The 24,576-nt window shown below is 53.4% G+C and carries 32 protein-coding genes, 1 tRNA gene and 3 pseudogenes; 26 read left to right on the forward strand and 10 right to left on the reverse strand.

Features of this window, described 5'->3' with window-relative positions:
• The 3 genes and pseudogenes from B4967_RS08720 to B4967_RS08730 form a co-directional block, all read left to right on the forward strand.
• A pseudogene (locus B4967_RS08720) lies at window positions 1–941 on the forward strand (FecCD family ABC transporter permease); the annotation flags it as partial.
• Window positions 938–1,737: pseudogene (locus B4967_RS08725) on the forward strand (ABC transporter ATP-binding protein). The pseudogenes B4967_RS08720 and B4967_RS08725, both read left to right, overlap by 4 nt.
• 98 nt (window positions 1,738–1,835) lie before the next feature.
• The gene (locus B4967_RS08730) at window positions 1,836–3,611 is read left to right on the forward strand and encodes an ABC transporter ATP-binding protein (RefSeq protein ID WP_083024921.1); all 1,776 of its coding nucleotides are present in this window, start codon (window positions 1,836–1,838) and stop codon (window positions 3,609–3,611) included.
• Window positions 3,612–3,637: 26 nt separating this feature from the next.
• Here B4967_RS08730 and B4967_RS08735 read toward each other — a convergent pair whose 3' ends face one another.
• Window positions 3,638–4,213: a hypothetical protein gene (locus B4967_RS08735; protein WP_083024751.1), complete on the reverse strand. Its 576-nt coding sequence runs from the start codon at window positions 4,211–4,213 to the stop codon at window positions 3,638–3,640.
• A gap of 138 nt (window positions 4,214–4,351) precedes the next feature.
• Here B4967_RS08735 and B4967_RS08740 point away from each other — a divergent pair.
• A tRNA-Ile gene (locus tag B4967_RS08740) sits at window positions 4,352–4,428 on the forward strand.
• Window positions 4,429–4,467: 39 nt separating this feature from the next.
• Here B4967_RS08740 and B4967_RS21305 read toward each other — a convergent pair.
• The 3 genes from B4967_RS21305 to B4967_RS21310 form a co-directional block, all read right to left on the reverse strand.
• A complete protein-coding gene (locus B4967_RS21305; protein WP_083024752.1) occupies window positions 4,468–4,842 on the reverse strand; it encodes a tyrosine-type recombinase/integrase in 375 nt (124 codons plus the stop codon).
• Entirely contained in the window at window positions 4,766–5,467 is a 702-nt protein-coding gene (locus B4967_RS20235; RefSeq protein WP_161491496.1) for a site-specific integrase, read from the reverse strand. The genes B4967_RS21305 and B4967_RS20235 overlap by 77 nt, the downstream gene beginning before the upstream one ends.
• A gap of 318 nt (window positions 5,468–5,785) precedes the next feature.
• On the reverse strand, window positions 5,786–6,514 hold the full coding sequence (locus B4967_RS21310; protein ID WP_083024755.1) for an XRE family transcriptional regulator: 729 nt from the start codon (window positions 6,512–6,514) through the stop codon (window positions 5,786–5,788).
• Window positions 6,515–7,318: 804 nt separating this feature from the next.
• Between B4967_RS21310 and B4967_RS08760 the strand changes: the two genes are divergently transcribed.
• The 5 genes from B4967_RS08760 (at window position 7,319) to B4967_RS08780 (ending at window position 9,532) form a co-directional block, all read left to right on the forward strand.
• Window positions 7,319–7,735, forward strand: coding sequence for a hypothetical protein (locus B4967_RS08760; protein ID WP_083024757.1), 417 nt, complete (start codon window positions 7,319–7,321; stop codon window positions 7,733–7,735).
• A complete protein-coding gene (locus B4967_RS20240; RefSeq protein WP_083024758.1) occupies window positions 7,732–8,064 on the forward strand; it encodes a nucleotidyl transferase AbiEii/AbiGii toxin family protein in 333 nt (110 codons plus the stop codon). The genes B4967_RS08760 and B4967_RS20240 overlap by 4 nt, the downstream gene beginning before the upstream one ends.
• Window positions 8,060–8,341, forward strand: coding sequence for a nucleotidyl transferase AbiEii/AbiGii toxin family protein (locus tag B4967_RS21315; protein WP_422821852.1), 282 nt, complete (start codon window positions 8,060–8,062; stop codon window positions 8,339–8,341). Before B4967_RS20240 ends, B4967_RS21315 begins: the two co-directional genes overlap by 5 nt.
• 59 nt (window positions 8,342–8,400) lie before the next feature.
• The gene (locus B4967_RS20245) at window positions 8,401–8,694 is read left to right on the forward strand and encodes a hypothetical protein (RefSeq protein WP_479694226.1); all 294 of its coding nucleotides are present in this window, start codon (window positions 8,401–8,403) and stop codon (window positions 8,692–8,694) included.
• A 289-nt stretch (window positions 8,695–8,983) separates the two neighbouring features.
• On the forward strand, window positions 8,984–9,532 hold the full coding sequence (locus B4967_RS08780; RefSeq protein WP_083024764.1) for a hypothetical protein: 549 nt from the start codon (window positions 8,984–8,986) through the stop codon (window positions 9,530–9,532).
• A gap of 399 nt (window positions 9,533–9,931) precedes the next feature.
• Here B4967_RS08780 and B4967_RS17845 read toward each other — a convergent pair whose 3' ends face one another.
• The 6 genes from B4967_RS17845 to B4967_RS08805 form a co-directional block, all read right to left on the reverse strand.
• Complete coding sequence (locus tag B4967_RS17845) at window positions 9,932–10,084, reverse strand: SapC family protein (protein WP_139794452.1); 153 nt, start codon at window positions 10,082–10,084, stop codon at window positions 9,932–9,934.
• Window positions 10,085–10,267: 183 nt separating this feature from the next.
• Window positions 10,268–10,573 carry a hypothetical protein gene (locus tag B4967_RS08785; protein ID WP_083024766.1) on the reverse strand — a complete coding sequence of 102 codons (306 nt, stop codon included), beginning with the start codon at window positions 10,571–10,573 and terminating at the stop codon, window positions 10,268–10,270.
• A gap of 78 nt (window positions 10,574–10,651) precedes the next feature.
• Window positions 10,652–11,827 carry a hypothetical protein gene (locus B4967_RS08790; RefSeq protein WP_139794453.1) on the reverse strand — a complete coding sequence of 392 codons (1,176 nt, stop codon included), beginning with the start codon at window positions 11,825–11,827 and terminating at the stop codon, window positions 10,652–10,654.
• A 153-nt stretch (window positions 11,828–11,980) separates the two neighbouring features.
• Window positions 11,981–12,208 (reverse strand): helix-turn-helix domain-containing protein, encoded by a 228-nt coding sequence (locus tag B4967_RS08795; RefSeq protein WP_083024922.1) that lies wholly within the window; start codon window positions 12,206–12,208, stop codon window positions 11,981–11,983.
• 192 nt (window positions 12,209–12,400) lie between these two features.
• Window positions 12,401–12,661, reverse strand: coding sequence for a YagK/YfjJ domain-containing protein (locus B4967_RS08800; RefSeq protein ID WP_139794454.1), 261 nt, complete (start codon window positions 12,659–12,661; stop codon window positions 12,401–12,403).
• Complete coding sequence (locus B4967_RS08805) at window positions 12,628–13,092, reverse strand: YagK/YfjJ domain-containing protein (protein WP_083024771.1); 465 nt, start codon at window positions 13,090–13,092, stop codon at window positions 12,628–12,630. Before B4967_RS08805 ends, B4967_RS08800 begins: the two co-directional genes overlap by 34 nt.
• A gap of 700 nt (window positions 13,093–13,792) precedes the next feature.
• Here B4967_RS08805 and B4967_RS19115 point away from each other — a divergent pair.
• The 17 genes and pseudogenes from B4967_RS19115 to B4967_RS21520 all read left to right on the forward strand — a co-directional run bounded on the left by B4967_RS19115 (window position 13,793) and on the right by B4967_RS21520 (window position 24,549).
• A complete protein-coding gene (locus B4967_RS19115; RefSeq protein ID WP_083024773.1) occupies window positions 13,793–14,125 on the forward strand; it encodes a hypothetical protein in 333 nt (110 codons plus the stop codon).
• Window positions 14,126–14,312: 187 nt separating this feature from the next.
• The gene (locus tag B4967_RS08815) at window positions 14,313–14,945 is read left to right on the forward strand and encodes a DUF932 domain-containing protein (RefSeq protein WP_279384674.1); all 633 of its coding nucleotides are present in this window, start codon (window positions 14,313–14,315) and stop codon (window positions 14,943–14,945) included.
• 67 nt (window positions 14,946–15,012) lie between these two features.
• Window positions 15,013–15,219, forward strand: a complete 207-nt coding sequence (locus tag B4967_RS21505) for a DUF932 domain-containing protein (protein WP_279384685.1) — start codon at window positions 15,013–15,015, stop codon at window positions 15,217–15,219.
• A 139-nt stretch (window positions 15,220–15,358) separates the two neighbouring features.
• Window positions 15,359–15,535 carry a hypothetical protein gene (locus tag B4967_RS18050; RefSeq protein WP_161491498.1) on the forward strand — a complete coding sequence of 59 codons (177 nt, stop codon included), beginning with the start codon at window positions 15,359–15,361 and terminating at the stop codon, window positions 15,533–15,535.
• A 73-nt stretch (window positions 15,536–15,608) separates the two neighbouring features.
• The gene (locus tag B4967_RS08820; RefSeq protein ID WP_243470425.1) at window positions 15,609–16,418 is read left to right on the forward strand and encodes an ERF family protein; all 810 of its coding nucleotides are present in this window, start codon (window positions 15,609–15,611) and stop codon (window positions 16,416–16,418) included.
• 15 nt (window positions 16,419–16,433) lie between these two features.
• Complete coding sequence (locus B4967_RS08825; protein WP_083024775.1) at window positions 16,434–17,045, forward strand: lambda exonuclease family protein; 612 nt, start codon at window positions 16,434–16,436, stop codon at window positions 17,043–17,045.
• A gap of 176 nt (window positions 17,046–17,221) precedes the next feature.
• Complete coding sequence (gene radC / locus B4967_RS08830) at window positions 17,222–17,635, forward strand: RadC family protein (protein ID WP_479694227.1); 414 nt, start codon at window positions 17,222–17,224, stop codon at window positions 17,633–17,635.
• 461 nt (window positions 17,636–18,096) lie between these two features.
• Window positions 18,097–18,785 (forward strand): annotated as a pseudogene (locus B4967_RS19120) (type IIL restriction-modification enzyme MmeI); the annotation flags it as partial.
• Between the two features lie 333 nt (window positions 18,786–19,118).
• Entirely contained in the window at window positions 19,119–19,340 is a 222-nt protein-coding gene (locus tag B4967_RS20820) for a DNA methyltransferase (RefSeq protein ID WP_340638730.1), read from the forward strand.
• A complete protein-coding gene (locus tag B4967_RS19130) occupies window positions 19,315–19,971 on the forward strand; it encodes a DNA methyltransferase (RefSeq protein ID WP_243470428.1) in 657 nt (218 codons plus the stop codon). The genes B4967_RS20820 and B4967_RS19130 overlap by 26 nt, the downstream gene beginning before the upstream one ends.
• A 91-nt stretch (window positions 19,972–20,062) precedes the next feature.
• Window positions 20,063–20,254 (forward strand): type IIL restriction-modification enzyme MmeI, encoded by a 192-nt coding sequence (locus B4967_RS20825; protein ID WP_340638731.1) that lies wholly within the window; start codon window positions 20,063–20,065, stop codon window positions 20,252–20,254.
• A complete protein-coding gene (locus B4967_RS19135; RefSeq protein WP_340638725.1) occupies window positions 20,251–20,871 on the forward strand; it encodes a type IIL restriction-modification enzyme MmeI in 621 nt (206 codons plus the stop codon). Before B4967_RS20825 ends, B4967_RS19135 begins: the two co-directional genes overlap by 4 nt.
• A 23-nt stretch (window positions 20,872–20,894) precedes the next feature.
• Window positions 20,895–21,662 (forward strand): hypothetical protein, encoded by a 768-nt coding sequence (locus tag B4967_RS08840; RefSeq protein ID WP_083024778.1) that lies wholly within the window; start codon window positions 20,895–20,897, stop codon window positions 21,660–21,662.
• Window positions 21,659–22,669 (forward strand): virulence RhuM family protein, encoded by a 1,011-nt coding sequence (locus tag B4967_RS08845; protein ID WP_083024779.1) that lies wholly within the window; start codon window positions 21,659–21,661, stop codon window positions 22,667–22,669. The genes B4967_RS08840 and B4967_RS08845 overlap by 4 nt, the downstream gene beginning before the upstream one ends.
• Window positions 22,670–22,757: 88 nt before the next feature.
• Window positions 22,758–23,603: a DEAD/DEAH box helicase gene (locus tag B4967_RS21510; protein ID WP_243470430.1), complete on the forward strand. Its 846-nt coding sequence runs from the start codon at window positions 22,758–22,760 to the stop codon at window positions 23,601–23,603.
• Window positions 23,604–23,614: 11 nt separating this feature from the next.
• A complete protein-coding gene (locus B4967_RS21515) occupies window positions 23,615–23,920 on the forward strand; it encodes a hypothetical protein (RefSeq protein ID WP_243470431.1) in 306 nt (101 codons plus the stop codon).
• A complete protein-coding gene (locus B4967_RS21520) occupies window positions 23,917–24,549 on the forward strand; it encodes a hypothetical protein (RefSeq protein ID WP_243470432.1) in 633 nt (210 codons plus the stop codon). The genes B4967_RS21515 and B4967_RS21520 overlap by 4 nt, the downstream gene beginning before the upstream one ends.
• The last annotated feature ends 27 nt before the right edge of the window (window positions 24,550–24,576 follow it).

Here is a 24,576-nt window from a genome sequence, read left to right on the forward strand (position 1 = left end):
CACTGATGGCCGCTTGCGTGCTCTATTTAAGCCTGGGCAGCGTAACGCTTTCTCCCAATGCGGTGGTGGCTTCCTTGCTGGGGCAAGGCGATAGAATGACCGCGTTTATGGTGCAGCAGCTGCGCCTACCTCGCCTGATCGCTGCCTGTTTCACTGGGGCTGCGTTTGCGCTGGCCGGGGTATTAAGGGCAAACCCTGGCCCGTAACCGCTTGCCGACCCCCGGCTTCATCGGTATCGATAACGGTGCCACCGCCTTTGCGGTGGCCTCGATTGTTGGCTTGGGGGTAGGCAGCGCCCCGCCCGCCATGGCGCTGGCGGGGGCGACCACCGCCGCCGTGCTCACTTTTGGCTTGGCCGCAGGCAGCGGCACCCAGGGCTACCGCTTTATCGTGGCGGGCATCGGCGTGGGCGCTGTTTTTGGCGCGGTCACGCAGCTGATGTTGGCGCGGGTAGCGATTGATACCGCCAACGCCGCCTACCCCTGGACCGTCGGCTCCCTCAATGCCCGCCCGGCAAGCGCGGTACAGCTATTGGGTATTGGCTTGGCGCTTGGGCTAGTGGCCGCGCTGGCGCTGGCCCGCTCGCTCAGGCTGCCGCGCTTTAAGGATGCCATCGCCAGTGGCTTGGGCACCGCTGTGAAAGCGCGGCGGCTGCAGGTGCTGTTAGTTTCAGTGGTGCTTACTGCGCTGGCCGTTGCCGTGGCGGGGCCGGTGGGCTTGGTGGCGCTGATTGGCCCTGAATTGCCCGCTCGCTCTCCAGCGCCCGCCATGTTCCCATTCTAGCCGCCACGCTGGCGGGAGCGCTGGTGATGGTGCTAGCCGATTTAGCGGGCCGCACGCTGTTTGCCCCTATCGAGATCCCCGTGGGGATTGTTAACGCCGTGGTGGGTGGCCCCTGGCTACTCTGGATATTAATGCGCCCGCAACGGAGCCGCCCATGACCTCATTACCCACGCTTTCCACCGATGCGCTCAGCATGAGCTACGGCCAGCGCCAAGTGATTCACGAACTCGGCGTTAGCTTGCCCAGCGGGAAAGTAACCGCCATTGTTGGCCCCAACGGCTGTGGTAAATCCCCACTGTTTTCTGGGCTTGCCCGCCTGCACAAACCCGATAGCGGTGCCGTGCTGCTCAACGGCCACGACATCGCCCAGATGCCCGCCCGCCAACTTGCCACCAAGCTAGCGCTACTGCCCCAAGAGGCGGTCGCTCCGGAAGGGCTGACCGTCACCGAACTGATTCGCTTTGGCCGCCAGCCCCACCAAGGCTGGCTGCGCCAGTGGTCGGCGGAAGATCAACAGGTGGTGCACCATGCGCTTGCCGCTGCCGGGTTGGAAGCGCTTGCCGACCGGCCGTTGGAAGCGCTTTCCGGCGGCCAACGCCAACGCGCCTGGACCGCCATGACCATCGCTCAGCAAACGCCGCTTTTACTACTCGACGAGCCCACCTCCGCGTTAGACTTAGGCCACCAAATAGAGGTGTGCGAGCTGGTACGCGACCTGGCCTGCCAGGGCCGCACGGTGGTGATGGTGCTGCCCGACCCGCCAGCGCCTGCCGTTACGCCGACCACCTGATTGCCATGCGCGACGGGCAAATTGTTGCCCAGGGCGCACCCGCTGAGGTGGTAACGCCCGCGCTGGTGCGGGAGCTGTATCAGGTGGAGTGCACGCTGCTGCTTGACCCTGATACCGGCAGCCCCTTGCTTGCCAACGTGCGCCGAGCGACGCAACCCGTTTAAAGGCGATTTACGCAGATAACAACGTAAAAGGAATTGATGTGGCTTCTTCCCCGACCCGCGCTGACAAAGCGTCCGTCAATCAAAGCTTTCACGCCTTAATGCGCCTGTTGCGCTACGCCAAAGGCTATGGGCGGCAGATTATCACCGCCACGATTTGCTCGATTATCAACAAGCTGTTCGATATCGCCCCGGAAATTCTGATTGGCGTGGCGATCGATGTGGTGGTGAACCAGGAAAACAGCTTTGTGGCGCGGCTGGGGTTTGAATCGCCTCAAGAGCAGATCACCATTTTGGCGGTGCTCACCTTCTTTATTTGGGCGGGGGAGTCGCTGTTTGAGTACCTGTTCCAGATTCTCTGGCGCAACCTAGCCCAGCGGCTGCAAGCGGATATGCGCCAAGACACTTACGAGCACGCCCAGCGCCTCGACATGGCGTTTTTTGAATCGAAAAGCTCCGGTCAGCTAGTGGCCACCATGAACGATGACGTCAACCAGCTAGAGCGCTTTCTGGATGGCGGTGCCAACGCGCTGATTCAAGTAGTGGTGACGGTGGTGGCCGTAGGCGCGGGGTTCTTCGTGCTTTCTCCGCTGATCGCGCTGCTAGCGTTTACGCCGATTCCGCTGATCATTTGGGGCGCGTTTTTCTTCCAGCGCAAAGCCGGGCCGCTGTACAGCGACGTGCGCGAAAAAGTAGGCGACCTTGCCAGCCGTCTCTCCAACAATCTCAGCGGTATCGCTACGATTAAAAGCTTCACCAGTGAAGCGCGGGAAGCCGAGCGGCTGCGGGATGCCAGTGAAGCCTATGTGGAAGCCAACCGTCGCGCGATTAAAGTCAGTTCTGCGTTTATTCCGGTTATCCGCATGGCGATTTTGGCGGGCTTTCTCGCCACCTTTACTGTTGGTGGCATGATGGCGCTGAACGGCAGCCTCAACGTGGGCGCTTACGGCGTGCTGGTGTTTCTGACCCAGCGCCTGCTGTGGCCGCTCACCGGCCTTGCCCAGGTGATTGACCTGTTCGAGCGCGCCATGGCCAGCACCAAACGGATTCTGGATTTGCTCGAAGTGCCGATTACCGTAAAGGACGACAGCACCACGCCCTTGGCTGCCCCGGTAAAAGGCGACGTGCGTTTCGAAGCGGTGAGTTTTCAATATGAGACCAGCCAAGTAGGTGTGAACGGCGTGGATCTACACGTGCCCGATGGCAATACGCTGGCGCTGGTGGGGGCCACCGGCTCCGGTAAATCAACGCTGATCAAACTGCTGCTGCGTTTTTACGACCCTGCCAGTGGCCGTGTGTTGGTAGATGGCCAGCCGATCACCGACGTAAGTATGCACTCCCTTCGCCAAGCGATTGGCTTAGTCAGCCAGGATGTGTACCTGTTTGAAGGCAGTATTCGCGACAACATCGCCTACGGCCAGCCGGATGCCGACGATGCCGCGATTATCGACGCCGCCAACACCGCCGAAGCCTGGAGCTTTATCGAAACGCTGCCCCAAGGGCTGGATACGCCAGTGGGCGAGCGGGGCGTGCGACTTTCTGGCGGCCAACGCCAGCGGCTTTCACTGGCGCGGGCGCTGTTAAAAGACCCGCCGATTCTGGTGCTGGATGAAGCCACCAGCGCGGTGGATAACGAAACCGAAGCGGCCATTCAGCGCTCGCTAAAACGCATTGCCCACGGCCGCACGGTGATTATGATTGCCCATCGGCTCTCCACCATCGTGCATGCCGACGAGATCGTGGTGATCGAGAAAGGCCAAGTGGCGGAGCGCGGCACCCACGCCAGCCTGTTAGCGGCGGACGGCCATTATGCCGCCCAGTGGCGGGTACAAACCGGGGCCGCCCAGACAGGCGACGTTGAAGCGCTTAGCCACTAGGCGCTCATCAGTGGCTAAGCCAAGCGTTAGCGGTTCACCAGCAGCGCATTTAGCGTGACGGGCACATGCTCATCGATCTGCTGGTAGCCCAGCATCGACAGCACGGTGCGCACCGTGCTGTTAGCCATCAGCGCGTTGCCATCCAACGCCATGGGTTCGGCGTGAGTCACGCGCACCTCGTTCAACCCCTCGCGGGTAAAGCGCAGCGGCACCGCCTCTTCTTGGTTAATCAGGTCGGTTTGCACCCGAAAGGTGAGGGTTTCCACCATCGACTCGCCAATATCCAAGCCGTCTAACCGCTCCGGCGGCATTTGCGCCACCAGCGTCACCAGCGTGGTGTTCGCCAGCAAGCCCACCCACGGCGGCAGTTCCCCAAAGCGATTGAGCAGATCGGTTTGGCTCAAGCGCAGCGGCAGGCGCAGCGTGCCATCGGCAGCAATATCGCCCTGCAAGTTATTCACCTGATGGTGATGAATTTGCGGGGTCTCGCCATCCAGTTGGGTGATCGACCCCTGCACCTGAGACTGGCCAGGATCAAGCTGCCAATCCGCCTGCACCGGCAGCACCAACAGCAGCGGGAAAAGAGCCATCAAAGCTTTCAAAGCGAATCTCCATAGAAGCATTCACCACCAGACCCCAGCGCCGCCAATTAGTGCCGAAAAAATGCCGACTTCGCCGTAAGATAGCGCACCAAGGGGTAGCCTCGCCCCCCTACATTCGCTATTATATGCACGCTTTTCGGGCCTATAGCTCAGTTGGTTAGAGCAGGGGACTCATAATCCCTTGGTCGTAGGTTCAAGTCCTACTGGGCCCACCAATTAAATCAATTGGTTACAGAGATTAGAGCTTCTTTTTGTCAGTGCTTGGTTGCCATTTGGTTGCCGATGCGCGGCAATCTGGCAATCACACTATCCCATCGTGTCGGGTCAGCGTGGGCATACCGGCTGGTCACGGTCAGCGATGAATGCCCCAGCAAATCCCTGATACTCGTTAGTGACTCCCCCTTGCTGGCGAGCAATGAAGCGTAGCAGTGGCGCATATCGTGAAAACGAATGTCTGGACGCCCAATGGCTTCTCGAGCTCTTTCGAACGCTCCCCTGACTCGATCTCCCGTTGTTGCAAACGGTAAGCTTTCAAGCAGCGGTATTGCTTTTTCAAGAAAGCGGAATGACCCTGGGTTTACCGTTTTTCGTCTGGTGTGGTTTGAGAACGATCCGACCGTTGTAGACATTTCTCGGCTCCAGTGCCATCAGTTCTCCGCGCCTCATCCCTGTCAGCATGGCTAACAAAATCACCTTCCGTTCAACCTGATACCGCTCGGGTACGGCTTCTAGTAACTCAGCAAGCTCCAATTCGGAAAGATAAACATGGCGTTCATTTTTAGGCGAGGGCTTACGAAGCTTTCCGTCGAGCGGTAAGTCGATCCAGTCCCATTCGCGATACGACAGCGAGAGCACTCGCTTGACGACCTGAATGCGGTTATTGATGGTCGACTGTGCCAACCCCTTTTCTTTAAGAGCCTTCTGCATCTTTCTTGTGGCATCCAGTAGTTCCTGGCCAATGATGACGTCTGGGGCATGTTCATCCATCCATCTGGCGACCAGTAGTATGTGTTGCTTCTGGGAGCGAACGTCGTATTCGGTGACCATCCGCTGCACTCCCGCAGAGAAGCTGTATTTAGGCTTACGGCCCATAACACCATTGAACTCATCTTCTTGGCGTTGAGCTTCTGCTTTTAGTGCGTACTGCCTTGCCTCTCCTTCTGTGCGAAAAGTTCTTTGAGTGCGCTGGCCGTTGACCCTTGCGCGGACAATCCACGTGTCACGGTCTTTTCTTTTTGAAACGGCGTATCCCATTTTCGATCCCCTTTTAACTGAGGATCGCGCCTGCATCCTCTAGCGTACTCCTCAACGGCCTCATGCTCAAAGCGAACGGCTTTGCCAAACTGGATGAACCCGATATTGTGTTTTTTGCTGTAGACCCAACTGAGGCTCATTCCTAGTTTTTCTGAAACGTCTTCAGGTTTTAGCAATTTGTTTGACATGGGAAGCCTCTGTTGCCTCATGGAGCTGGTCATAAGGCTATAATACTAAAACGAATTAGATAGTCAATTCGTTTTCGTATGAAGAGGGCGAGCCTAGCTTGTGAAGGACCTGCGATATGGGTGAGGGAAGTTACAACTCGATCTTAGCTTCGATAGCTACCGCCAATATGTGACAGTTATTGCCTAATGAAATCAGTGGGTAGGCTGGGTTAAGTGGTTTTAAGTAGCGCCGACCACTCTCTTCTATCAACATGCGGAGCGTTGGCTTCGGGCTGTCAGGGAGTTCGACAAGGACCAGCTTTCCGGGCTCCGCCTGTAGACCTGTGTCTAATAGCACAAGCGTCCCCTCAGGCAGGCTAGGAGAGGCCCCGATCGGCGCAGCCATGGCATCACCACACATCTTGAGCCAGAAAGCCACTCCGATCTTTAAGTAGTCACATGATTCAAATTGATTTTTCTCGCCGGGTGCACGTGCATCCAGCCGATTAGCTTGCATAGCTTCGGACCAGGTGAGAATTGGGTACGACCAAAAGCATGGGGGAGGGGACGCTCTGTCATGTCGTGCAGAACCGGTTAAGGAAGATACTGCTGTTCCTACCCCTACCCCCGGCATTCCCGTGTCCGACGACCCGAAAAGACCTCGGTTTCCACCGCCATGGGCAAGAAAACTAGCAGTAGTCCCTAACGAGGCTGCAAGCTTCTCTAAATTACTGATTCTCGGAGAATTGCTCACACCCTTGAGTATGCGATGTATGGTTGGCTGTGGCACCTTGGAGCGCCTAGCCAACTCATTTTCACCAATTCCCTGCTCTTCCATGAGCTGGCGTAGCCTCTCTCCGATCGTTGTTGCTGTACTCATGCAGGGCTGCCTATCTATGTGGTGACTTTCTCAATACGCAAATGTATTGATTTTTCAGCCCTTCGTCGATGCCAATAGTCAGATTTACGGTTAAGTCCCTAGAGCTAATAACAGAAGCCTGCTTCCGCTGGTTGACTAAAGAGCAGCAAGCCAAGGAATAGGGCATCCTGTAACCTACGAAAATTTTATTTCCCCCTGCCAGTTATTAGACACATATTCTTCCTGCGCAAGTGCGTGGCATGCTTCACTGCTGTGAGGTTCTTCAGCAGATGTTCAATCGTTTGGCCTCTATGACAACCAATATAACCCTCGGTATTTTCTTGATGTTAGTAAGTAGCCAAGCTGGTAAGTAGTGGTGAATTAGTGGCCGAAGCAGCCAGAAGTAAGGGTGTGCAAGGAAACGGCGCTCAATAACCACTTTGTGCATGGCAATTGAGAGGCTTTCGATGAGATTCAATGGAACGCAAACCGGCTTAGGGAAAAACTACTGAATGGAGGGTCTCCTGGTGCCAGCGGGTGTCGGTTTCATGTAGTTGCGACGCTTCGCCCATACGGCGGGGGTGTGGGAAGTTAATAAGGAAAAGGGTATTTCGCTTCTTGCATGCTGAGATTGTTTTTGGGCGGCTCGGAATAGAGACGGGGCGTGGAGGCTTTGCGGCGGGTGTTTTTTTTATTTTTACTGGTAAATAGCTGATTATTTTAAATAATTATTTATTTTATTTTTTCATAGTGTCGTGTTTTTGTATTTATCAGTCTGAAGGTATAGAGTAACTATCGTCATTGTCCAGCTACTGGAGGCTTTACATGACCACTCCAACGCTCGAGTCACGCATTCGTGACAAAATTCGCAAAAGTCGGCGAATGGTATTTCTACGTGATGATTTCGCTCCACTGGGTGGTTATGACCAAGTTGGCCGTGTGCTTCGGCAATTAGAAGCGCAGGGAAGATTAGTACGTATTGGTAAGGGGCTATACGCTAAAGCGCGCCCAAACCGTATCACGGGTAAACCAATGATTGCGGCGCCCGGTGGCTTTGATCAAGCCGCCAAAGAGGCATTGAATCGTCTAGGGGTGCAGTGGGAGCCAGCCAGTGCAGAAAAGGCTTATCAGGCGGGCCGCAACCAAATTCCGGCGCGAGTGATGGTCAGAGTCAAAGGCCCGTTTCATCGCCAGATTGCCTACGGCAAATATCGCTTGGGTATTGAGCGTGTTTCTGCATGAACATCGATCCGGGACTGTTTCCCGATGTGGCGGATGCGCTGGGCATTGATAGCCCTGCTATCGTGGAAAAAGATGTTTATGCCGTCCAGTTGTTGAGTCTGCTTTCAGCGCTGCATTCGGAAACGTTTGAGCTGGTATTCGCAGGGGGTACCAACCTAGCAAAAGCCCACCACAAGCTTTTCCGTATGTCCGAGGATATCGATATCAAGCTTGTTCCACGCGATGGGATAGCAACGGGCATGTCTCGAACGGCGCTTAAGGCAGCACGAAAGGCGGCGCTGACCAAAATAGAAAACAATCATCAGCCGTTCTCAGATTCTAGAGATTGATCCCGATGGTGGTGCCGTCAAGCGTAACGAGTACCGGTATGCGGAGTTTACCGTTCGCTACCCCCAAACCCAAGGCGGCATTTCTGCGCTTCGACCTGACTTGAAGCTAGATGTCACAGCATCAGAACTTTATGAGCCCGCCGTAGTTTGCTCTGTCAGCTCCTTGTATGCCGAGGCTCTTAATTTACCCCCAGAGGTAGCTTCCTTTCCAGTGGTTAGCCTGCCTGCCACGATCAGCGAGAAGCTGGTGCATTACTGCGTCGCACAGCTCACGTGAATCGTGATCCTTCCCGAAAAGACGACGAAACGTTGGTGAGGCACGTCTACGATCTTCACATGGCGACATCCGGCGGATATGACATGGCCGCATTACGCACGCTAGTACAGGCAGTAATACAGACGGACGTAGCTCAGTTTGGCAACCAACATGCGCAATTTGTCACTAGCCCAGCGGATGAACTGCTATATGGCCTGGGATGCTTACAGACCCATCCGATCCATCAGGAACGCTACGAGCGTTTTATCGGCCCGCTGGTTTATCACGATGAGCCCGCGACCTGGAATGAAGCTTTACAAACAGTGAACGAATTAGCTCAACAGCTGCTGCCGGTCGGTAGTGCTGATCGCTAAAGCCTGCTTTCCAATACTGCGCGTAGTGCGCTTATCACGTTACACCTAGCACAACTGCCTCAGCCGCTTTTCGCGGCTTTCTATGCCGTGACCTAGCTACCACTAACTTTATGGAATAAAGCGATAGGCGAAGGCCATCCATTTTACGTTAAACTACTAATCTTTTAGGCATTCCAGGTATCCATGCCTCCCGTCACATCACCGATTTGCTGAAGGCACATTTGCTCTGTGGCTTACCGACGATGGTTGTCAACGTTCAGCACAGCAGCTAATAGGCATTTTCACGGCCATGAAAATTTACAATGCCCCCGTCAGCCATAAAACCCAAGTGCGGCCCGCGCAGGTACGTGACATGATTCGCCACTGCGAGGCGTTGCAAGCGGCTTTCTACCACCTTAATAGTCAGATGAATCAAGATTTCAGAAAGTGGTGGGAGACTCAATCTCGTGCCCAAGCATGGGAAATAGCGTGGCCTGTTTTGCCAGAAGTGCATGCGTTTCGGGAGGCTGCATTGAGTAACCATTTCGTCTGTAGCAAAAAGTGGCCAACGCTTGACGAGCTTGCTACGGATGACGTTCATTATTTCTTGCGCGCAGATTTGCAGACGAATTGCTCGATTATCCCTGAAAGTCCTGATTTTATGTGGTTGCGCCGGTTCATTCATTCGGTCGTTATTTGGGATGTTTCTACCCCGGATGGCGACTATCCCCTACTGGACGTGGCTAGATCCAAGTTCAACTGGGAATCTATGGCCGAGCTTCTGCAGCGTCAGCTCGACCAAGCCGAGCACGTTAGCGATGATTCTTGGACAGAAGTACGTCGTCCAAGCACAAAATAGTCACGCTATTTTCCCATCCTAACGGCATAACGCGGCCTGTTGGCCGCTTTCGTCCATATCTACAGGCCAGCTATTATGACGGCTGGCCAACCAGCTTATGGGAGCGCACTTCATTTTTGGCGCAGGCCTCTAATTTATCAATCTGGCTTTGCAGGTAAGGTGTGGGCTCTTCGTGCTCAAACAGTCTGAATCCTTCCTTCAGCGTAAAATGCGAAGCCACAAGATTTGCCACCACCGCTGGCGACGGCGCACGAACTAATGGGGGCGAGACCTGCCCAGGATGATCGTCTCGCAACAACGAGGCCAACACCAGTGGGTAGTGTGCCGACCGCCACGGGCGTATGCTCGGCAAACAGGTTCTCGGTGTCGGACGGTGTCACCAGGGCGCACAGATCCAGTTTAGGGCAAGACCGAAATCACGACCGGAAACCGTGAGGCCAATGGCGGGATATCTGTGAACAGCAGGTCAATGACGCGTTGCTTTGTCGCCAGTAGGGCAATGTCGATGGGCGTCAGGCGCAGATCAGCGTGAAGGTCGGGCGAAAGCCGCATGAAAAGTCCTTAGCTTAAAAGATACAACCACAACGCCCAGTACGGGGCGTTAGCGCAATGAAATCTCAATTACGGGTTGGGTAAGCACGTTACGGTGTTTTGCTCACTGCATCCTTATCTTCGATCACCTCGGCCCAACTTTTCACTGTGTCTTCACCGTATTCTGCCTTCCATTCCTGTAGCTTAGGTTTTCGGAGGCTCCTGGGCCTCTACGACATCCCCTGTATGAGTATTGGTGTAGCGATTTAACGGCTTTGACTTGCCCCCTTTTTGACGCGGTGTTTTGGGCGTGCTCTTTGTGGCAGAGTGGCCGAAGAGCTGTAACAGCTCAGCTTCGCTCTTGCCGTGCTTTTTTAGGACGGTCTCAATGTCTTGCTTGAAGCCCACGGCTTGTTGGTAGGCTTCATCTTTCTCGAGTTGTTCAATCTTATCTGCAATACGCTGCTGGTCGCGCTTGAGCTGTTCGTGCTGGGTGATCGGATCGGTCACGTTGTTGCCTGCTAATAAAGGACAATGTGCGCTAGGGTAAAACAATCGCTGGTAAGGTGCCAGCTTCTCAGTGTGTCCTTAAATTTCGAAAGGGGGTGGCTCCTGGGGTGCCTTGGCAGATGGCTTATGGCGTGTCTTGCTGGGCGTCTTGCATTGCCCCTGTTTTCCTTTCGTTGCCCGCTTCTTTCCCGGACGCTGTGACGTCACCAAGGTTCGTGTGTGGGGGGGAAGATCGTAGTGCAGGTAGTTGTCGTAATGACTAAGGTAACGGATCAGCTGCTTTAAACGCTGTTGGTCTTCCTCGGTTTCCAAGGAACAGACGCCGTTGATCCTTGGTGCCTCGGGATGAAGGAGTTCCCCTTCGATCCAGGCTATCCCATGGTTGTTCGTTACGTTCTGCCAACGTTGAGCGAATGCCTGCGGCAAGGAGGCGCCTTCCTGCACGTAGCGAGCGTCATACAGGAAAATCATGTCGTGCACCAAGCCCTTCATCGGGAAGTAATGCAGCTTGCCCACGTAACCCACCAAATAATTGAACAAGGGATTACCTCGGCGGTTCTTAAGGAATGCCTGGCGATCTTTGAGACTTTGGGCGAGGTCAGCGTAGTGAAGGGTTCGATAACTCAACTGTACCTGGACCCAGAGCAAATACGGCGCTTGCTGAAAAGCCGATCGCATCCACGTCCTGAGGGATGACGCCCGTGACTTGGCAAGGGTGGTGGACTCTTTGACTTGACGCTTGAAGGCAGGAGACGTGATCTCTTCGGTCAACAATTCGAGCGATGTCTGAAAACGTTGACTCACCTGACGTGCTTCAAGCTCCGGTAGCGACAGGTCGCGCCCTGAATAAGATCCCATCCAACACCAGCCAAGATGCTTGTTAAATGCCCGAGCATACAAGCTGAGGTTATAACGCCCATCATTCAGCTGCATCAAGGTCTCTAAGTGAAGACGGTATTGATAAAACCGGCTGCGGTCTTTCACTCGCCAACGTCTTTTATGTTTTGGCTGTCCAGGAAGGAGTGGCTTAGGGATAAAGTCATCTTCTAGAAGGCGACCCTGTAACGGTCGCCGAGGAATCGCTTGGATGGCCTTTTCAATGTCAGGTAGTTTCTTGATCGGGTCATCAGCAGGAAACACCACTTCCTTCGCACTTGCTTCTTCACGACGATTAAATGTGCAGGCAATTGCCATCGAACTGTCGAGTGTGGCAGCGCCTTCGGTAGGGGCAGCATCGTCGTGGGGCAAGGTCATGGCAGTGGCTCAGCAGCGTCGTGATCAGGGGGAAAACCAGTTGCCAAAGAGTTTATCAGAATCGCTAAATATTTTTATACTAAATGCAAAAAAAGCTCCGCGATTTATTGCCTAAAGATAAATTCCCAGAAATAGTGAATCAACAGCTTAGCGTCAATTTTCAGGGGTTAGGCCCGGCCATGCCGGTTGATCGCTTGCCCAGCGCTCTAGCAACGCTTTGCCCACGCCCGAGGGCAAGCGTCGGCCCTGTTCCCACTCCTGCCACGTGCGCTTGCTGACCCCTAGCTCCGCTGCCAGTGCTGACTGACTCAGCTTGCGCAATCGTCGTAGGGCAATGACGTCACGCACCAGTCGCCGAGTTGGCTCCTTGCGTGCCAGCATGGCCAAGCGATGATCCCCAAAGGGGTCCAAGGCGTGGGCTGGCAGAGACTGTGGGTAGCTGAGCGCCCAGCGGTGACCTCCAGGGTGACGGACGTTTCATGGGAAAAGACGTCATGGGATGACTCCTTGAGATGAAGGGAGAATCAAATAAAAAGAGGAAGGCCCGCCAGTGACGAACCCTCACGCATAGTATCAAGCACGGCTGTAATCAAAGACGTGCATACCCTGGCCGATCGTCTTGCTGTGAGCCTTGCACAGGTAGCTGGCCATGAACATGGTCTCATCCATGCTGACCCAATCATGGCGATGCAGGATGCGAGACCAGGGAACCTCCGTCACCGGGTTCTCGCTGACGTGCACCAGCTGTTTAAACCAGGAATCGTCAGGATCAAACCCCATGGCCTTCAACCATGCTCGCATCATTCGGTGATAGAGGTTATCCAGCGTGTACAACCGTACTCGTCCGGGGCAAAGTACCCGAGGTTGTCGAAGGCCGCCTTGTTGACGAACATCATCACGTGGTAGTGCGGCTTGTCGCTGGTGTCCTGCTCCCGTGCCCAGAGGTAGCGTACCGGGGTCTGGTGCTTGGTGTTGGCCTTGCGAATCTCGTAGCGAAAGTAACGGAAGAAGGCCGCCAGGACGTCCTTATTGTCGTGCATCGATGACCGCTGCATCGCATCAGGGAAACGAAGATCAATACGAAAAACAAAAACCTCTCGCTGAAGGTTGCAGATGGTGTTCAAGGTCAGAAAGGCACGCTCCAGGTAGTTTTCAATCAATGGACCATTCTTACGCTGGCTGACGTCGAACCCTTGGTAGATATTGTCGTAATACAGGCGGAGCTTATCGTTTAGGGGATGACGCAGTGGATGGTGGTCAAACATGGGTACACCTCGCGGATAGGTTGAGAGAACGATCCGCAGCGGTGGTCTTGTGGCGTAGGGGAAGTAAGCATGGCGATGTTAAGAATCGCCTTTTACGACACCACAGGCAGGGCAGCAGACGTCTTCAACACGTCTGCTTACCCGTAATCAGTGATGGTCTTTCACGCGTGAGGAGGTCTGCACCGGGGGCTGTGTGGGCCCACGTCTTGGCGGATACTGAATGCCTTGAATGGGCTATCACAAGTGAGCCCATAAGCGCTCATAAAGACCCTATTGAATGCCTATAATACTAAACCCTCGAATGAGACATACCGACAGGCAAGGCTCCGTCTATGCTTTGCTTCCCAATCCCCAGTGAAACCCTATCAATGTCACAAAAGACACGTTATCAGGAAATTCCGTTGAGTTGACCGACACAAGACACCGTGACGGGATGGCGTCACGGGTCGCTGCATCCTATTCGGGAAGGCGGTATACAATTACATCGCCCCAGCCGTTTTCCTCGATAGTGGCCGTCGCAGGCCGTAAAACCCCATCTTTTGCCGTGGCTGACGTATGACCGGTGAATACGGGCCTTGATGGCCGTGTTGTCCTAGTGGGTCATTCGATTCAAAAAAATCTCAGCCACATACTACCTCCATGAAGCTATCAGGGATGGCTTAGCCAGCATCCATTTCACTGCTAATGGAGGAAGATCTTCATGACACCTCACTGTCCAAAGTGTGGTTCCCCAAATGTTATATCTCGCAACCTGGGTAGAAAGGTCGGCGGTGCTACTGGGGCCGCTGCCGGTGCTGCGTCTGGGGCTGCCGGAGCCCTTAGTGGTGCCAAGGCGGGGGCGCTGGTCGGTGCAATGATAGGGCCGGCAGGCATTACCATTGGTAGCCTGTCCGGCGCTGTATTTGGTGGGTTGTTAGGCGGCACGACCTTTGGTGCTGCCGGTGCCAAGCTGGGCCATGAGATTGATCAGAAAATACTCGATAACTACGCCTGCTGTGACTGGGACTGCACCTTTCGTCCACACGCTGAATAACCGCTTATCAGCGGCCCTCTCTACTGCTTAATACGACGACTACCTCAACACGCATTCGCTTGCCCGCCTTACTTAGGGCGGGCCGCTATGCCGTGTGCGCTCATTCATATTGAAAATCCTAAAGGAGTTTGTAATGGCTCATCTCGTTGAACAAATGGCTTACGTTGGCGATACCCCTTGACATGGCATGGGGCAGCAACTGTCCCGTCATCAACCGCTAGAAATCTGGCAGCAACAGGCCGGTATGAACTGGCACATTGAAGAAGCCCCGGTACGCTTTATTGCCGAGGGTGCAATCCACCTGGGCAGTATTCACTCATTCCCTGAACAGAAAGTGCTTTACCGCTCTGATACGAAGGTACCGCTATCAGTGGTCTCCCAGCGCTATAAGGTGGTTCAACCCGAAGAGATACTGGAATTCTACCGAGACCTCACTGAATACGCCGGGTATGAACTGGAAACTGCTGGGGTATTAAAAGGCGGTCGTAAGTTCTGGGCTTTGGCACGCAGTGGCTTAAGCACCTCGCTTAAAGGGCAGGATGAAGTAAACGACTATTTACTACTGGCGACCTCGTGTGACGGCACCTTGGCGACCATGGCCACGCCTACCACGGTAAGGGTGGTGTGTAATAACACGCTGCAAATTGCGGTGGATGGTACTTCGCAAGCTGTGAAAGTGCCCCATCGGTCGGAGTTCGATCCGCGTGCGGTGAAGAGCCAGCTGGGTATTTCTGTTTCACAATGGAACGACTTCATGTACCGCATGAAGGCCTTGGCAGAACGCAAGATTGATCACCATGAAGCACAGCACTATTTCTAATCGGTGATTTGCGGGGCCGAGAAGCCGATAGACGATCCCTCTAAGCTGCCCAACTACCGAGCGCTCAATAAGGTGTTACCACGGTGAAGGTCGAGGTCCTCACCTAGTTACCGCCAAAGACACTGCCTGGGGCCTGCTTAATGCCGTGACCGAGTACGTGGATCACGACAAACGGGCACGCAGCAACGACACCCGTATGGATTCGGCGTGGTTCGGCCAGGGCGCTCAGCTCAAGCAAGAAGCACTGGATGCCGCATTAGCGCTAGTGTCTTAACCAACCTATCGGTAGGGCTTCGTTCTACCCCTTACTGCGATTTTCCAAACCAATGATATTCACCATCTCCCCGGCATAGACGCCCAGCCCCTCAAAGGCTGGGCGTTTTGCTGTGGGGCTTATGCCGCGAGGTACTGCCATGACGTTTATTTCCCATGCCATTGAAGTTGCTTTAACGCGTCTGACTGAAGAGCTAATAGCCAACCATGCCCACCGCGCTGACACCGTGGTCTGCGCTCAAGGCACGTTTTATCGAGCTGAGGTACGACTAGTGCCTATTAAAGCCAATGAGCTAGCCCAGCATTTAGCGGAGTAATGCCGCGATCACTTCATAACGATGCCTGGCTACACGGCATCACCATCATTGCTTGTTTTAATGGAGGTGCCCAATGGCACGATCCTCTAATGTGGTAAATTCTTCTTCCCGTCCGGTAACACCCCCAACCAAAGCCAACGCCGCTGCTATTACGGCGGTACCAGCATCCCCCGTTGAGTCGGCCTCGACAGCAGAAAGCACCGCGATCATCCAGGTAATTGAACGCGCTGCCCTCAATCCCGATGTCGATATCGACAAGCTCGAAAGACTTCTTGAAATGCAGGAACGCGTCATGGACCGTCAGGCCATGATGGCCTATAGCGCTGCCATGGCGGCCATGCAGACCGAACTGCCTAGCATTGAAGAGCGTGGTCAAACCAACAACGGTTGCTACGCCACGTTGGAGGATATTGTCGATACGGTGCGGCCGATCATGCAGAAGCATGGCTTTGCGGTGAGCTTTCGTATTCAGACGCAGGAGCGCGGTATCCAGGTAACCGGTGTGCTGATGCACAAGGATGGCCACCGTGAAGAGACCAGCATGCTCCTGCCTGCGGATATGAGTGGTAACAAAAATGCTGTGCAGGCGTTTGGTTCCTCTACCAGCTACGGCAAGCGCTATGTCCTTTCTGCACTGCTCAACATCACCACACGCGGCCAGGATGATAATGGCAACGCCAGTACCAAGGCAGGCATCAAGAAAGTCACCCCATTCCAGGCAGGCCAAATCCAACGCTTGATCAGCCAATGCCCCGCAACGACCCAGGAGTGGTTTAGCGGCAAGTACGGCTCGGCTGTGCAAGTACCGAATAGCGACTTCGACAAGCTCGGGCATCGCTCACCAAGCGAGCCGTTAAGTGAACGGCGTACCAATCCTATCTGAGTAAAGGAGGCATTCATGCAGATACTCAATATGTCGCAAGGCTCTCCTGAGTGGCTGGCGGCGCGCTTAGGGCGCGTCACCATGTCGGAGCTAAAGTCATTGCTGGTTAAAGGCAAAGGCCCTGGTGGATTGGGTGCCGGGGCCATTACCTACATGCACCGGTTAATAGGCGAGCGCATAACCGGCGAGCTGGCCGAGCCGTTTCAGGGTAACGCGCATACCCGTCGTGGCCATGAGCTGGAAGGCGTGGCACGTGCGCTTTACTGCGATGCCACTGGCGAACCCCAGCCCCAGGAGGTGGGCCTGATCCTTAATCACGAGGTGGGCTACTCGCCAGACAGCCTAGTAGGCGCTAACGGCCTGCTAGAAATCAAAACCAAGCTGCCCAAGTTCCAAATCGAAGTGCTGTTGAATGGAGAAATACCCGATGAGCACATACCCCAATGCCAGGGTGGTCTATGGGCCAGTGAGAGGGAATGGATCGATTTTGTCAGCTATTGGCCGGGTATGCCGCTGTTTATCAAGCGCGCTTACCGTGACGACATCATGATCCGCACCATTGCCGAACGGGTTGAAGCATTTCACGAAGAGATGGAGCGGCGCATCAGCCAAGTGATGGCTGCGTGACGGAATCCATACCTCAAACTTCAACACGCTATCTAACGACATAGATGCCGGGGCCACCGCCCCGGCATTTTTTTATTTTTTGGAGGCAACCATGACAACACGCCAAACTCAAAGCCGGGGAAGTGGCAGGCACCTACCATGTAACATCGCCCGTTACCGAAACCGACATCATTACCATGGCCAAGCGCTTCGCACGACGTAAGCTCGCCAAAGGCCGCAAGATCACACAGCCCTCGCAGGCATTTGAACATTTACAACTACTGCTTCAGGACTACGAGCACGAAGTATTCAGCGTGTTGTTTCTGGATAGCCAGCATCGGGTGATCCGTTTCGAGGAGCTGTTTCGCGGCACCATCGACGCTGCTAGCGTTTATCCACGTGAAGTATTGAAGGCAGCACTCGCCTATAACGCCGCTGCCGTTATTTTGGTACACAACCACCCCAGCGGTGACCCCGAACCTAGTGATTCAGATAGGAAAATAACCGAGCGACTCAAAGAGGCGCTTGGGCTGATGGATGTTCGCGTAATAGATCATGTGGTGGTGGGAAGTGATGGATGCACGTCGTTTGCAGAGAAAGGGTATTTATAAAGCATGATTCTCAATGTCACTGGTACTACCCTTGGGGTGGTGCCGGTGCCCCAATGCTAGGTTTATTTTTTGTCTATTTGTCAGCTGTAAGCTGATTTTGCGAAAAAAAGGGTAAGGTGAGGCTTTTAACCAAGTTGATAGGTTATTGCGTTGAGCGAGCCAACCTTAAGTAGCGCTTGCGTCGGTGCTACTCTAACCCCTAAATATGCAGTATTAGGCGTAGGACGATAGCTTTAAGGCGATGGGTACCCAATCCTTGGAAACCTTCTGTTACTCGTCATTATAACGCCGGGTTAGCGTGGCGTTTGCCAGTCGATCATGTGTGGCAGTGGGTAGTATTGCCCGCCTTAGTTGGCCGGTACAGTGCTGATTATCCTCCCAAAGGTGTTTGTCTGATGTTACGCCACCGCTTGTCTACAAAGTAGCACCCGCCAGCAGTTGAATAGGAAAAACAGCACTCCATGAACGCAGTTGAAATCGAATCCGCCATCTCTGACTTAGCACAACAGCCCTTTGATCCGGCTGAATTTTCCTATGCTTTTCTGGAAGCCTTTGGCAACAAGGCGACCACCATCAAGCGGTTGCGTTCGGGTACGTCCAATAAGTCGGATCTTGGTGGGGTATTGCAGACAAACAATATCCATATCGCGGTGGCGGAGGCCGGTGCCGTTACTCAAACCCTAGCTGCTCTGAAGGCGAGTCCAGCCACTGCACGTGCCAAGGCGAAGTATGTGCTCGCCACAGACGGTGAGATGCTGGAGGCGGAAGAGCTGGAAAGTGGCGAAACGGTTGCCTGCAAATATGAAGAATTTCCTGATCACTTTGGTTTCTTTTTGCCCCTGGCCGGTATCACCACTGTTAAACAGGTGCGTGAAAGCTCATTTGATATTCGGGCTACCAGCCGTCTTAACCGGCTGTATGTGGAGCTTTTGAAAGATAACCCAGGTTGGGGCACGGAAGAGCAGCGCCATGAAATGAATCATTTCATGGCTAGGCTGATCTTCTGTTTTTTTGCCGAAGATACTGACATTTCGCCGGTAGAGGGCTGTTTACCGATACTGTTTCGGAAATGAGCGCCAGAGATTCCGCTAACACCCATGAAGTGATTAGCGAAATCTTCCGCGCAATGAACACTCGGCCAGAAGAGCATGCTGCGGCGAATATTCCCCGCTGGGCTGGGAAGTTTCCCTATGTAAACGGCGGTTTGTTTTCAGGCACTGTAGAAGTGCCGCGCTTTAGCAAGATTGCGCGCTCTTACTTGCTTCACATCGGCAGCCTGGATTGGACACAGATCAATCCTGATATTTTCGGCTCGATGATTCAAGCCGTGGCCGATGATGAAGAGCGTGGTGCATTGGGCATGCACTACACCAGCGTGCCGAACATTCTGAAAGTGCTTAATCCACTATGTCTGGACGATCTGCGTGAGAAGCTGGAAGAAGCAGGCGACAACGCCCGTAAGCTGCTGAATCTGCGCAACCGCATGGCCAAAATTCGCGTATTTGATCCTGCCTGCGGCTCCGGTAATTTCCTAGTTATCGCCTACAAGCAGATGCGTGAGATTGAGGCTGAAATAAACCAGCGTCGTGGTGAGCCAAACCGGCCGACCGATATACCGCAGACTAATTTGCGTGGCATTGAGCTACGGGATTTTTCGGGCAGAGGTCGCTCGCCTTGCATTGATTATTGCCGAGTACCAGTGTGACTTGCATTATCGCGGCAAGAAGCTGGCACTAGCCGAGTTTTTACCTCTTAGCTCCGATAACTGGATTACCTGTGGCAACGCTTTGCGCTTGGATTGGCTGAGCATTTGTCCGCCAACAGGAACAGGCGTAAAGTTGAGTGCGGATGACTTGTTTGAGTCACCGTTGAACCAGGCGCAGATAGATTTTGAGAACGAGGGTGGGGAAACCTACATTTGCGGGAATCCGCCTTATTTAGGGTCAACATGGCAGTCGGCTGAGCAGAAAGCGGATTTGCAACGCATCTTCGAAAGTCGGGCCAAGAGCTGGAAGTCACTGGATTATGTGGCTGGTTGGTTTATGAAAGCCGCTGATTATAGCCGCCATACACCTTGCGTCGCTGCGTTTGTGTCTACCAATTCCATATGTCAGGGTCAGCAGGTTTCAATTCTATGGCCGCTGATCTTCGAGGCTGGGCGCGAGATTGTTTTTGCTCATACCAGTTTCAAATGGGCCAATCTCGCCAGTCACAACGCGGGGGTAACTGTTGTAATAGTGGGTATTGGTGATAATTCGCTGAAGAACCGGGGACTGTTTTCGCTTAATGAAAGTAGGGAAACCATCATTAAGAGGGTTGAAAACATCAATGACTAGGTAGTGGCGGCTCCCAACGTTATCGTCAAACAGAAGTCTAAGCCGACAGACAGTCGACCGGAATTTATATCCGGCAATGTCGCCGACGATGATGGTGCGGTTAATTGCAAAAACTAAAAAGGATTTTGGCCCTTTTTCTGATGATGCAAGACATCTAATCAAGCCGTTCATCGGCTCTAGCGAATTTATTAATGGAAAGCCAAGATATTGTCTGTGGGTTGAAGACGAGGATCTAGATCTAGCTCATTCTCAAAAAAGTTTTGTTGCTGATTCGAAAGGGTGAGAGAAAAACGAACCAGCCTTAAAGCAGGGCCGCGAGCGAAGGCTGCCGCAAATGAGCCACATAAATTTGCATTTCGCTCAAATCGATACTCGACAGCTTTAGTAATACCAAGGGTGTCATCTGAAAAGCGTCCATATTTGCCAGTAGGTCTCGTGGATAAAGAAGTGATACTTGGTGACCGAAATTTTGCTCTCTATGACGCCCCTCTCTGGAATATGGCATTGATCGCCTCGCGGCTGCATTGGGTTTGGATAGGAGCGGTCTGTGTAAGAATGCGTACCGATTTTTCTTACTCAAATACCCTCGGCTGGAATACCTTTCCTGTTCCATGCCTGACCGAAAAAAGCAAAGCCGATTTAACCCGCTGCGCCGAGAACATTCTACTGGCTCGCGAAGAACAATTTCCTGCCCCCAGCGCTGACCTCTACGACCCTGAAAACATGCCCGAAAATCTTCGTGAAGCCCATGAACGCAATGATGAGGTATTAGAGCGTATCTACATCGGACGGCGTTTCAAGAACGATACGGAGCGCCTAGAAAAGCTGTTCGAGCTGTACACCAAGATGACTGCCGCATCCTCACTATCAAAAAGTAAAACAAAGCGGACTGCATCCTGACGGGGAGTTATGCACTCTTTCAAATGTGGGAGCCATTCCGTCTGTCCCTGATCACTGGACATCTTTTCTACGTAGAGCAAGCAAGGAAGCGTTTACTATCACAATTTGAAGATATCGAGGGTGAGGCTGATAAAGCGGCGGAAGCTTGGCTGGACGAAAATAGTCATCGGTTCGACCCTGATCGACATGACGAAGGGCAGTTCTACGAGGCTGCTCAAGATGAAGGGATTGAGTTCTACCAGCTTCTTAGTGATATGCGTGATCGAACCCGGCTAAGCGTCATTGCTGGCATGTATCATGAGTGGGAGAAACAGCTTCGAAAATGGTTAACTGATGAGATTCGCCATTGGCATACGGGCGGCATTGTCCATGAAACGGTTTGGAAAGTTGATTTCGGTAAACTACTCGAATTTCTGGAAAGTCTTGACTGGGAAGTTCGTAGACAAACTTATTTTTCCAAGCTTGATGCTTGCCGCTTGGTGGTCAATGTCTACAAGCACGGCAAAGGCAACTCATTAAATGATTTGAAGCAAAGTTATCCAGAATATCTTCGTGATCCATTTAGCCACATTGGCGGTGCTTTCTCAGGTCCAAATTATTTGGATCATACGCACCTCTCTGTGAATGATGATCAACTACTGGATTTCTCAGGTGCAATTGTGGCCTTCTGGAAAGATGTTCCTAATAATATTTTAAATCATGAAAATCTTAAAGTACCGGATTGGTTCGCAAAAGCCATGTTGAAAGACCAACAGGCCTCAAGCCATCAGCAAGTAGGCAATGACCGATGAGCGAATTAATCCTCTACACCACGGATGATGGCCGTATCCAGCTGCACCTTCGTGTAGAAGGCGACAGCATCTGGCTAAGCCAGCTGGAAATTGCAGAGCTGTTCCAGACCACTAAGCAGAACGTCTCTCTGCACGCCAAAAATATATTTCAGGACAATGAGTTAGCCCCCGATGCAACTGTCAAGGATTCCTTGACAGTTCAATCTGAGGGTAATCGTCAGATCAAGCGGAAGATAAGTTACTACAACCTCGACCTGATCCTAGCCATTGGCTATCGCGTTCGCTCGGCTCGTGGCGTGCAGTTCCGCCAGTGGGCCAGCACCCACCTCAAGGAGTTTCTGTTAAAGGGCTTCGTGATGGATGACGAGCGCCTGAAGAACCCTGGCGGTTGGGACTTCTTCGATGAGCTCTTGGAGCGCATCCGAGACATACGCGCCTCGGAAAAACGCTTCTACCAGAAAGTACGTGATTTATTTGCCCTTAGCTCCGACTATCAAGCTCGCGAGCGGGAGACAGCACAGTTTTTTGCTGAGGTACAAAACAAACTGCTGTATGCCGCCACAGGCCACACTGCCGCCGAACTGATCTTGAAACGTTCAGACCCCAGTATGCCTAACATGGCGTTGACCAACTGGAGTGGCTCACGGGTACGCAAGCAAGATGTCATCGTGGCTAAAAACTACCTAACGGCTGATGAGATCGACACGCTTAACCGTTTGGTAGTGATCTTCCTTGAACAGGCAGAGCTAAGGGTAAAGAAGCAGAAAGAGCTTACTCTGGATTTCTGGCGTAATAACGTCGATAAGATGTTGGCGTTTAATGATCAGCCCATCCTCGAAGGCGCAGGCTCGGTTAGCCGTGAAAACATGGAAAAGATTTCCCGTGAGCGTTATGAGGTGTTCGACCAGCAGCGGCGCACGGCGGAAGCAGAAGCAGCCGATGCCGCCGACCTAAAAGAAATCGAACAGCTGGAGCAAGACCTCAAATACAAGGGCAAGAAGCCCTGACAGGGATCGCATTATGACGAAAAGAGTACCCTCAGTTTCCGTCTCGTATGCCAGCAATGGCAGTTCTACCACGTCCAATGAGCTTGGCATGCGGCCCATGCAAGAGCGTGCCTATGAGCGGCGAGGCGAGCAGTACCTGCTGATCAAATCACCACCCGCATCGGGCAAAAGCCGCGCCCTCATGTTTATTGCACTGGACAAGCTGCATAACCAAGGGCTCAAACAGGCCATTATTGTAGTGCCAGAAAAATCTATCGGCTCCAGCTTTAATGACGAGCAGCTAAGCAACTACGGCTTCTGGGCTGATTGGCATGTAGAACCCAAATGGAACCTGTGCAACGCGCCGGGCACGGACAATGGCGGCAAGGTCAAATCTCTGGGCGCTTTCCTTGAAAGCAGCGACAAGGTGTTGGTGTGTACCCATGCTACGTTCCGTTTTGCGATTGATCAGTTTGGGATGGCAGCCTTTGATAATTGCTTAATCGCCGTAGATGAGTTCCACCACGTTTCGGCGAACCCCGACAATAAGCTAGGTGCTCATCTGGGCGGCTTCATCAATCGCGATAAGGTGCATATCGTCGCGATGACCGGCTCTTACTTCCGAGGGGACACCGAAGCGGTGCTAGCCCCGCAGGATGAGTCGCGTTTTGATACGGTGACCTACACCTATTACGAGCAGCTCAACGGTTATGAGTACCTGAAGCAGCTGGATATCGGCTACTACTTCTATTCAGGCTCCTATGCTGACGACATTCTCAAGGTGCTCGACCCTGCTGAGAAGACTATTCTTCATATCCCCAACGTTAATTCACGTGAGAGCTCCAAGGATAAGGTGCGTGAGGTTGAGCACATCATCGAAGCGCTGGGGGAGTGGCAGGGGGCTGACCCGACTACCGGTTTTCAACTGGTGAAACGCCGGAAGGTCGGCTGCTAAAAATTGCTGACTTGGTAGACGATGATTCAACCAAGCGTGAGCGAGTATCGAGCGCACTGAAAGACCCAGCGCAGAAGCACAATCGTGACCATGTGGACATCATCATTGCCCTGGGCATGGCAAAAGAAGGGTTTGATTGGATCTGGTGCGAACATGCTTTAACGGTAGGCTACCGTTCCAGCCTAACGGAGATTGTGCAGATCATCGGTCGCGCCACACGGGATGCGCCGGGCAAACCGCGGGCACGTTTCACTAATCTGATCGCCGAACCGGATGCGGCTGAACAAGCCGTTACCGAAGCCATTACGATACCTTGAAGGCAATCGCTGCCAGCCTGCTGATGGAACAAGTGCTGGCACCGCGCTTTGAGTTCAAGCCAAAAAACCCTACCAGCGGCCCGCAAGAGGGATTTGACTACGGTGACGAGGGCTACAACCCTGGTAAATGCAATGTGGGCGTTAACGAAGAAACCGGTAAGTATCACATCGAAATCAAAGGGCTGGCGGAACCGAAAAGCGAAGAAGCCGCCCGGATTTGCCAAGAAGACCTGAATGAAGTGATTACCGGTTTTGTGCAAGACAAAACCACCATCGAGCGTGGCTTGTTTGATGAAGAACTGGTGCCCGAAGAGCTTACCCAGGTACGCATGGGCAAGATTATCAAAGAGCGCTACCCCAATCTGGACGAGCAAGACCAAGAAGCCGTTCGCCAACACGCCATCGCAGCGCTCAACCTCACCCAGCAGGCCAAGCTAATGCTGGCGGGTAGCGAGGCCGTTGATCTTGGTAGTAATGAGCCAAAGCCGAACACAGCGCTGATAGCCGGCGTGCGCAAGTTCGCGATGGACGGGCGGGAGCTCGACATTGGTTTGATTGATCGCATTAACCCTTTCAGCGAGGCCTACGCGATTCTGGCCAAGAGCATGAGCGAAGACAGTTTGAAGTAAGTAGCCGCCGTCATCTCTGGTAAACGT

It is taken from the genome of Vreelandella lionensis, assembly GCF_002087295.1.
In the GTDB taxonomy this organism is placed as follows: Bacteria; Pseudomonadota; Gammaproteobacteria; order Pseudomonadales; family Halomonadaceae; genus Vreelandella; species Vreelandella lionensis.